Below are 8,247 nucleotides of genomic sequence, written 5' to 3' on the forward strand. Positions count from 1 at the left end.
CCCCCTGCCTGCCCTGCTCTCCTTTCTTCCTCACCCCCCGACATGCACGCCAGGACGTTTATGGGGATCTTTTTCAGCCCGACGGAGTACTTCACGGGTGACTACAGCAATATCACCTTCCCCAAACAAGATAAAACGCAGTAAATATTGTATGGGGTTGCCCTCAACCCAGCCGAAGTAAGCATGGGGAATCTTACCTGTTTGGTCACGAATATAGAGTAGTAAAGCCGCGATCGCATTAGGTACTGCTGCACTCTCAGCCCGGAGGATGCGGTAATCACCAACTTGCACCCCTCTTACTTTGATCACATCCGCAAATTCTGAAGCATCTGATACCTGAATCTCTAGAAAAAGAATTGGATCGTTGGGTGGAATATGATTGTCCTCGCGCACTTCTTTCTCTTTCATAAAATACTCTAGGACATCACCCGTATTCAACCTATTAGCAATTAGCCGTATTGCTCCCTGGCTCTCTTCGGCAAGGAATTGGCCAGCAAGTTCGTCAACTTCGATTCGCTCTGCTCGCAGTTCTGTTGAACGCCAAACACGAGAAACTAGCGAGGTAAAAATGATCGCACCGATGAAAAACCCAGCAATCCTAATACCTTCTGGTCTTTCGATGATATTAACAACAGTGGTATATACAAATAACAGTGTGATAATGGCAAATACCAGTCTTGCTCGCTTCTGTCTGTGACGGTGGGCTGATAAGGTTACGGCAAAGGCGGCTGAGGTAATTAACACAAGCACACCAGTTGCATAAGCCCCACCTTGGGCTTCCACATTTGCTCTGAAGATAATTGTGACAACAAAAGCGATCGCTGTGTAGACTAACACCAAAGGTCGCGTTACTCGTGCCCAATTGGGTGCCATGCCATAGCGTGGTAGGTAGCGAGGCACAATATTCAGCAACCCTGCCATTGCAGATGCACCTGCAAACCACAAAATCGAAATAGTACTTAAATCGTAAATTGTGCCAAAGCCATTGCCTAGATATAGATGTGCCAGGTAAGCTAGGGCCCGTCCATTAGCTTTGCCCCCAGAAGCAAATTCTGCGGTTGGAATTAGTAAAGTGGTTATAAAGCTGGTGGTAAGCAAAAAGAAGCTCATAATTAGAGCAGCACTGGTAAGCAGCTTGCGTGTATTCCGAATCCGCCCTTTGGGATGGTGTGGAGTGTTATTGTTGCTACCTTTTACCAGGGGCATAACCGTTACACCAGTCTCAAAGCCTGACAATCCCAACGCTAGCTTGGGGAATATAAGGAGAGCTATACCGATTAGTATCAAAGGGTTGGAATGGCGGGCAAAAAGTGCAGTCTGCCAGTTAGCGATCGCATCTGGGTGAGTTAAAATCTGATATAGGCCCAGGCCAACGATAATGAAGTTTAACAGCAGATAAACTCCCACTAAAAAGACTGCAATACCTATCGCTTCTCGGAAACCTCTCAAGAAAACTGCGCCTAGTAATGCAACTAATATCAGGGTAATTGCGATCGTCTGATTGTGAAGCCAATGTGGCGTAAGCGGATTTTCGATAATATGGGCTGTGGCATCAGCAGCTGACAAGGTAATGGTAATAATAAAGTCAGTTGCCACAAAGCCTAGTAAGCATAGCACAAGTAATTTGCCTTGCCACCAAGGGAGCAAACGCTCTAACATTGCGATCGACCCTTCACCATGAGGGCTTTCGGCAGCAATGCGCCGATAGATTGGCAATGCTCCAAAGAGCGTCAGCAAAACTAGAATTAGGGTAGCTACAGGAGAAAGAGCGCCAGCAGCCAGTGCTGCAATCCCAGGTTGATAGCCAAGGGTTGAGAAATAATCTACACCGGTTAAGCACATCACCTGCCACCAAGAATGCTGGCGATGTGGTTCTTCCTTGCGGTAAGGTCCTTCTTTCTCTGATCGATGTTCTTCAAGCAACCAGTGGATTAACTGGCTACTGAGCCGTTTTGTTGAAACAATTGATTTAGCCATCAAATACAGTTGTGTTGCAATCGGCTTTGTGATTTTTAAGCCTTTGTGGTTTATTAAAATTTTCAACTACAAAGGTATAGCATTATTATTGTATGTTAAGCATCCTGTCCGATTTGCAAAATATATCGTAGCTGTTCGTAGCCGTCTGGCGTATCAAGTTAAATTGCAGATTTGAGTATATAAATCATCAATACTGTAGCCGTAGATTTTCGGCTTAACCCTTTCGCACCCTTTGCACCTTCAAGCTGCATCAGTTCTAAAAAAAGGGCGCTGCTAAATAAGGTAGCTATGTAATTAGTAAATTTGTCCTAAGAGGTTGTTTTAAAAGAATGTTTAAAAAGTATTTTTGATAACATCTAAGCCTCGTAAACCTGACCCACCGAGCGAGCTTTCCCTACAAGTTCAGAAGGCAGGAGGCAGAAGGGAACCCACGTTTTTAAACGTGGGATTGAAGCAAGGACGCTTTGTATCTTGCGCTACGCGTCTCGATACAATTCTTTTTTAAAACTGGGCTTTAGACCGAGAACTAAAGTTTTTGTTCATATTTCTTTCCTTCTGTCTTCTGCCTTTCTTTGTAATGAAGGTTTCAAACCCTCATTTCCTTTTGGGAGAGGAATAGAAGCGGGGTTTCTAGTATACTTTGCGACTTTTCAAACACCCTCTAAAATTGCTTAAATGTGATTTTAGGCACATATTGAACCCTCCAAACGCGTGTTTTCAAAGTACTCGTTTAGCTTCCATATACGGCTCATTGCAATTTTCTCAAAAAATCATAACTTTTGGTCGTAGATGAGTGTGGAAATTGTTTTGAAGCAACGCACCCTTAATAATCATACTCTTGCTTCATGCGATGTCTACGACGGGCTACGCCTACGCACTTCTGGTGATAGGTTTAAAGCAGGCGATGTCTACGACCATGCTCACCCTACGCACTCCGAATAATTATACTGTTGCTTCATGCGATGTCTACGACGGGCTACGCCTACGCACCTCAACTTTATTATGCATTTAACGAGGGAGAATATCATCTAAGCGAAGTTGCAAGCCAGGTAAAAGCGGCGAATTAATTGCTTGATTTAGTCGGTATTGTTGTTGAATATACGTGTCTTCAACTAATTGACAAATAGTGAATGTAGGTTGTTTAGGTTTACCAATAAATGCTACACCGCCCAATCCCCGATAATCTACAATCCAATATTTAGGAATGCCTAAAAGTGCATATTCTTCAACTTTCCGTGCATAGTCGGTTTCCCAGTTGGTGCTAACGACTTCCACTACCAATTTAATTGAGCGTCCCATTGTAATTACGGGTTCTCGCTCCCAAAGTGGTTCATGGTCAAGAACGGTTTCATCAAGAACTACAACATCAGGACGACGAACTGTAGCTATATCTGCAAAGGGATAAATTAAACAAGTGCGAGGAATAAACCAGGGGAGTTGTTCTGCAACAAGGTAGATCCCAACTTGAGTCGCAAGTTTGCCACTTACCGTTTCGTGTGGGCCAGTGGGTTCCATATCAATTAGTTCTCCGTCTGCTAATTCATAGCGGGGATTGTCTCGATATTGGGAAAGAAAATTTTCAAAAGTGAGGCTTTTTGGGGAGATATATGTCATGAAAGTTAATCTCCTAAAGGCAAGTTGTTTTGATTATAAGTTAACCGCGATCGCTCTTAGCGTCTCCCTTTAAAAGAAGACTGCGACCTTATCACCGCTTTATTTCTATGTACTTCTAATGATAAGAACTTTGGCAACAAGTTTTTTGTGTAAATGATCTAGTACAGCAGGGCGTAAATCAAGTTACCATTTTAAACAAGCAAAAGCCTTGATATACAGAACTTTTGACTTTTGACTTCCGCCTTGCGGTACTAGTCGCTACAGTAAACCTTTAAAATCTCTAGCAGATGATTAGGTAAATTGGTATGAGTGAAACTACAGAAACGATTTTCAGCAAAATCATTCGTCGAGAAATCCCCGTTGATATTGTTTATGAGGATAATTTAGCCTTAGCATTCAAAGACATCCATCCCCAAGCGCCAGTTCACATCCTCGTCATTCCCAAAAAACCCATTCCTACACTAGCTGATGCTGAATCTCAGGATCATGCTTTGCTGGGGCATCTTTTATTAACCGCCAAACGTGTTGCAAAAGAAGCTGGACTGGAAAACGGTTATCGAGTTGTCATCAACACTGGTGATGATGGTGGCCAGACAGTCCACCACTTACATCTGCATATTTTAGGAGGCCGGCAGTTGAACTGGCCGCCTGGTTGATAAAACCATAAAACCGGATGAATTGTGTCTCTAGATGCGATTCATCACTAAAAAAATCACTGTCATAATCAATACTTATGTAATATTTATTTAATATCTCAATTTTGCTAATAATGCGTCCTTGGATTGGGATCGCCTACTCAGCACCAGTAGCAGCAGCAACAGGAGTATTCTTGGTATACCCCATCGGATCTTGTAAAACTCTAAAGATTTTATACACATCGTCTAATTGTTTTGTAATGCGATCGCTACGATGAGTTCGCAGGCATCCTTGAAGTGCTGCTGCATACAACTCACTGGGGGAAAGCCCGTGCAAATCGTTCAGCCGCCTCGAACTACCCCAGTAATAGCCTAACTGTATAACGACTGAACTCACCGACAATCAAGCCAACTGAATTTTTCAGTTGATAATATTGTAACATCGAATAATATTCCAAATATGGCATATTATTCCAGGGTGTGAGGAGCCTGTGGTGAGTGAAGAATGGCAGATTATTTACTACCAGGAGGTAGACGGGACTCAACCAGTTGAGGAGTTTTTCAATGATCCTTCGCTCACTCAGGGCGAATTGAAGCAGTTTAAACTGCGCCTGTACCTTCTGAAAATTAAAGGATTAGCTTTACTTGTCGAACGTTCAGACATCTTAGACAAAATAGAGATAGAAGATAAGCTGTATGAATTACGTTTGGATAATACTCGTAACAATATCCGTATCTTTCTGTGTGCTTTACCAGGTAAGCGTCTAATTTTGCTGCACGCTTTTAAGAAAAGGGGAGAGAAAACTCCACTAAAACAAATTAAGATTGCAGCTAAAAGGCGAGATTTTATAGTAGCTAAGGAGGATAAAACAGATGAGCAATAATCCCCATCTAGGCGGCGATGCTTTGGCTTCCTTAAACAAAATTGTCCAAGACATACCAGAGAACCGTCTAGTCGAGCATCAAGAGATTTTCAGGCTTGCCTTAACTCAAGCGATGCGAAACGTGCGTAAGCGAATGGGACTTACTCAAAAAGAAATGGGTGAACGGTTTGGTGTAGGACAAAGTTGGGTATCTAAGTTGGAAGACATCAATCATGATCACACGTTTGACTCCGTACTTGCCTACTTAAATGCTTTAGGCGCAGATTTTGAGGCAGCGATTATTGTAGAAAAGCAGCGGGTTGAAATAATTGCAGCAAATCTGACTGTGGATAAGATAGACATAGAGGCAGCCATCAACGCAATATTTGAAGATGCTAAAGACACTGAGCCAGTGAACGAAGTACCAACCCCAGATTTTAACTTAATCTCACCGAAAGAGAGAGAGACATATTCTGAGGCACAGCATGTTCGGCATCGACAAGGAGGTTCTTGGGGGAGGGATAGTGTCGCATGAAGACAATTACTTTTTATTCATACAAGGGTGGTGTTGGTAGAACACTTGCCGCAGCAAATTTTGCACTTTATCTAGCTAAACTGGGTCGAAAAACTGTTGTAATAGATTTTGACCTTGAAGCACCAGGTTTAGATGCAAAGTTTGCCAAATTCTCTGGATTGGAATTACCAGTCGATCAAAAAGGACTCCTCGACTACATCCTAGATTATCAGCGACAAAATACCGATCCAGGAAGCATTGAGCAAATAAGCCTTCAAGTACCAATTCCTTCAAAAAAAACTTCACCCTTGTGGCTCATTCCAGCAGGTCAGTATCTCTCCGATAAGTATTACAGAAATCTGAGTAAGCTTGACTGGAATTTATTATTCTCTAAAGAACGTGATGGAGTTGCGTTTTTCCAACAGTTTCTTGCCCGAATTCAAAAAGAATTACAGGCAGAATTTGTAATTATAGACTCTCGCACAGGTATTACTGAAATAGCAGGTCTTTGTACACAGCAGCTACCTGATGAAGTTGTCATGCTATCTTCTTTGAGTTCAGAAAGTATAAAAGTAAGCAAGCATATTAAGCAGTTAATTGAGCAAAGTGCAGTAGCTAAAGCACTTGAAAAGTCAATTGATGTTAAAGTTGTTGTATCACGGGTACCGAAACCTAAAGATTTAGAAAGTTTTAAGCAAAGATGTTGCCAAATTTTTGAAACAGATGAGACTAAACTGTTCTTTTTGTTTTCCTGTGAGAATCTAGAACAAGAAGAGTTTTTGGCAATTGCTGATCTTGACAGTAATAAGGAACTAGTAAGCAATTATGTGCGACTTTTCTATGGATTGAATTTAGAACTTTCTAGTGAAAATATTCGGGCTGAGATTGAGCAAATAGGTAGTCGCTTGCTCTTTTCATCTTCACTCGAAAAGTCAGAAGAGGATGTTTTAGAGCTAGTTGCACTCTATCCGCATCCAGATGTATATCGTACTGCTATGCGGTTCTTCCGGTTAAGGGAGAACACAGAAAAATTAAGGTCTTTTGGTTGGGAACTCCTTGATTTATTACCAACTGACGAAGAAGCACAACAAATTCTTGCGGAAAGCTATTTATCTGAACGTAAGCTTGATAAACAAGATAAGAAAAAAGCTGTGCGTGTCATAGATCCCCTATGGCAAAGAGAAGAACTTAACTCAGAACAATCTGTACGCTACGCAGATATATTGGAAGATTTAGAAGAATATTCTAAAAGCTTTGATGTTGTTTTTCCTTTGTGTGAGGATCAAGAACTTGATGATGATATCCAAATCCCAGCAAAATTGATTGCAGCTAGAACAGCTTTGAAGTTAAGTCAAACTGAAATTGCAGCCCAATTAATTCTAGATATTCCTGCGAAGCAGCTAGGAGGTCCGCTCATCTTTTTAGCAATAGAAACTTTGAAAGATAATGGAGATTTGGAAGGTGCGTTTGAGTCAGCTAAACAGTTTATACGCCGAGAGTATCATCCTACCGTTATAGAGCAAGCAGCTAAGTTGGCTCACCAGTTAAATCGCGTCAAAGAACTAGAAGATGCAATACGTTCACTTCCAAAACTTCGTATGTTAAAGGACGAGAGTTTTTACCAAAACTTAAAGGACTGCGGATTATCTGAACTAGCACGTGAATTACAAAAGTCATCCTATAAATATTCATCGGGTCAGAATATTAAATAACCAATCCAAAAAATCCTGTAAAAGTGTCATCATAGTTAAGGTAAAAACATTCTGGAGACAAGACAACGGTTTACGCACGCCCTTTAGCACGGTTAATTGAGCAATTGCAACGCCTACCGGGAGTTGGCCCCAAATCTGCCCAACGACTGGCTTTGCATATTTTGAAGCGACCAGAAGCAGAAGTAGAAGCTTTAGCCCATGCGCTGATTGAGGCAAAAAAACAGATAGGCTTGTGTTCTGTTTGCTTTCATCTATCTGCTGAACCTGTTTGTGAAATCTGCCGCAACGCCAACCGTGACAACAATACTATCTGTGTCGTAGCAGATCCCCGTGATGTGATTGCGCTGGAAAAAACCCGTGAATACAAAGGCAAATATCACGTTTTAGGTGGGGTGATTTCGCCAATTGATGGAATTGGCCCAGAACAGTTGACTATACTACCTTTGCAGCGCCGGGTGAGCCAGCAAAAACCTCAAGAAGTAATTCTGGCAATTAGTCCCAGTGTAGAAGGGGAGACAACAACACTGTATATCGGTCAGCTATTGAAACCATTTACCAAGGTGACGCGGATTGCCTTTGGTTTGCCTGTAGGTGGTGATTTGGAGTACGCCGACGAAGTGACTCTGGCAAGGGCATTGGAAGGACGCAGGGAGTTAGATTAGGCTTAAATAAACTTTAGATTTAAAGCCAGCTTTCGCTCCTGTTCATCGCCCCACTAATTCTGTTAAAATCACGTTTGCCAGCACGTAAATGTTGAGGCAGTGCCATGTGTGCAAAGAGATTTTGCCTCTAGTGTTGCAAGAATCGAGAAAATGGTAGAGTTAAAAGCGATCGCTATGCGAAAAATGTAAATAAGATATGGCTGACCAAAAAGATAAAGCTCAAGAAAAAAACCGCCTTGAACAGCTTCAAGAAGAACAAGGCAACACGGA

General features: G+C 42.0%; 9 protein-coding genes and 1 pseudogene. 7 read left to right on the top strand and 3 right to left on the bottom strand.

The window, feature by feature from the left end:
• Positions 1–30: 30 nt before the first annotated feature.
• A complete protein-coding gene (locus tag ACFE90_RS33350) occupies positions 31–1,977 on the bottom strand; it encodes an amino acid transporter (protein WP_375506585.1) in 1,947 nt (648 codons plus the stop codon).
• Between the two features lie 795 nt (positions 1,978–2,772).
• Here ACFE90_RS33350 and ACFE90_RS33355 point away from each other — a divergent pair.
• The gene (locus tag ACFE90_RS33355; protein WP_375506586.1) at positions 2,773–2,919 is read left to right on the top strand and encodes a hypothetical protein; all 147 of its coding nucleotides are present in this window, start codon (positions 2,773–2,775) and stop codon (positions 2,917–2,919) included.
• 66 nt (positions 2,920–2,985) lie between these two features.
• Here the strand turns inward: ACFE90_RS33355 and ACFE90_RS33360 are convergent, their stop codons facing one another.
• Positions 2,986–3,591: a Uma2 family endonuclease gene (locus ACFE90_RS33360; protein ID WP_375506587.1), complete on the bottom strand. Its 606-nt coding sequence runs from the start codon at positions 3,589–3,591 to the stop codon at positions 2,986–2,988.
• Positions 3,592–3,896: 305 nt separating this feature from the next.
• On the opposite strand from ACFE90_RS33360, the gene ACFE90_RS33365 reads away from it, so the two are divergent.
• The 6 genes and pseudogenes from ACFE90_RS33365 (at position 3,897) to recR (ending at position 7,977) form a co-directional block, all read left to right on the top strand.
• Entirely contained in the window at positions 3,897–4,247 is a 351-nt protein-coding gene (locus ACFE90_RS33365) for a histidine triad nucleotide-binding protein (protein ID WP_335160607.1), read from the top strand.
• 104 nt (positions 4,248–4,351) lie between these two features.
• Positions 4,352–4,438, top strand: a pseudogene (locus ACFE90_RS33370) (hypothetical protein); the annotation flags it as partial.
• A gap of 282 nt (positions 4,439–4,720) precedes the next feature.
• Positions 4,721–5,110: a type II toxin-antitoxin system RelE/ParE family toxin gene (locus ACFE90_RS33375; RefSeq protein WP_375506588.1), complete on the top strand. Its 390-nt coding sequence runs from the start codon at positions 4,721–4,723 to the stop codon at positions 5,108–5,110.
• Positions 5,100–5,624: a helix-turn-helix domain-containing protein gene (locus ACFE90_RS33380; protein WP_375506589.1), complete on the top strand. Its 525-nt coding sequence runs from the start codon at positions 5,100–5,102 to the stop codon at positions 5,622–5,624. The genes ACFE90_RS33375 and ACFE90_RS33380 overlap by 11 nt, the downstream gene beginning before the upstream one ends.
• Positions 5,621–7,315 (top strand): KGGVGR-motif variant AAA ATPase, encoded by a 1,695-nt coding sequence (locus ACFE90_RS33385; RefSeq protein ID WP_375506590.1) that lies wholly within the window; start codon positions 5,621–5,623, stop codon positions 7,313–7,315. Before ACFE90_RS33380 ends, ACFE90_RS33385 begins: the two co-directional genes overlap by 4 nt.
• 104 nt (positions 7,316–7,419) lie before the next feature.
• Positions 7,420–7,977, top strand: a complete 558-nt coding sequence (gene recR / locus ACFE90_RS33390; RefSeq protein ID WP_375506591.1) for a recombination mediator RecR — start codon at positions 7,420–7,422, stop codon at positions 7,975–7,977.
• 68 nt (positions 7,978–8,045) lie between these two features.
• Here recR and ACFE90_RS33395 read toward each other — a convergent pair.
• The coding region (locus ACFE90_RS33395) for a hypothetical protein (RefSeq protein WP_375506592.1) at positions 8,046–8,247 on the bottom strand (202 nt) is incomplete at its 5' end.

Origin of the sequence: uncultured Nostoc sp. (assembly GCF_964245445.1) — a bacterium.
Classification (GTDB): Bacteria; Cyanobacteriota; Cyanobacteriia; order Cyanobacteriales; family Nostocaceae; genus Nostoc.

What these genes read in the sequence shown, in the direction of transcription:
- ACFE90_RS33365 (WP_335160607.1), top strand. Translation starts at nt 3,897, where the DNA reads ATGAGTGAAACTACAGAAACGATTTTCAGCAAAATCATTCGTCGAGAA.
- ACFE90_RS33385 (WP_375506590.1), top strand. Translation starts at nt 5,621, where the DNA reads ATGAAGACAATTACTTTTTATTCATACAAGGGTGGTGTTGGTAGAACA.
- ACFE90_RS33380 (WP_375506589.1), top strand. Translation starts at nt 5,100, where the DNA reads ATGAGCAATAATCCCCATCTAGGCGGCGATGCTTTGGCTTCCTTAAAC.
- ACFE90_RS33350 (WP_375506585.1), bottom strand. Translation starts at nt 1,977, where the DNA reads ATGGCTAAATCAATTGTTTCAACAAAACGGCTCAGTAGCCAGTTAATC.
- ACFE90_RS33360 (WP_375506587.1), bottom strand. Translation starts at nt 3,591, where the DNA reads ATGACATATATCTCCCCAAAAAGCCTCACTTTTGAAAATTTTCTTTCC.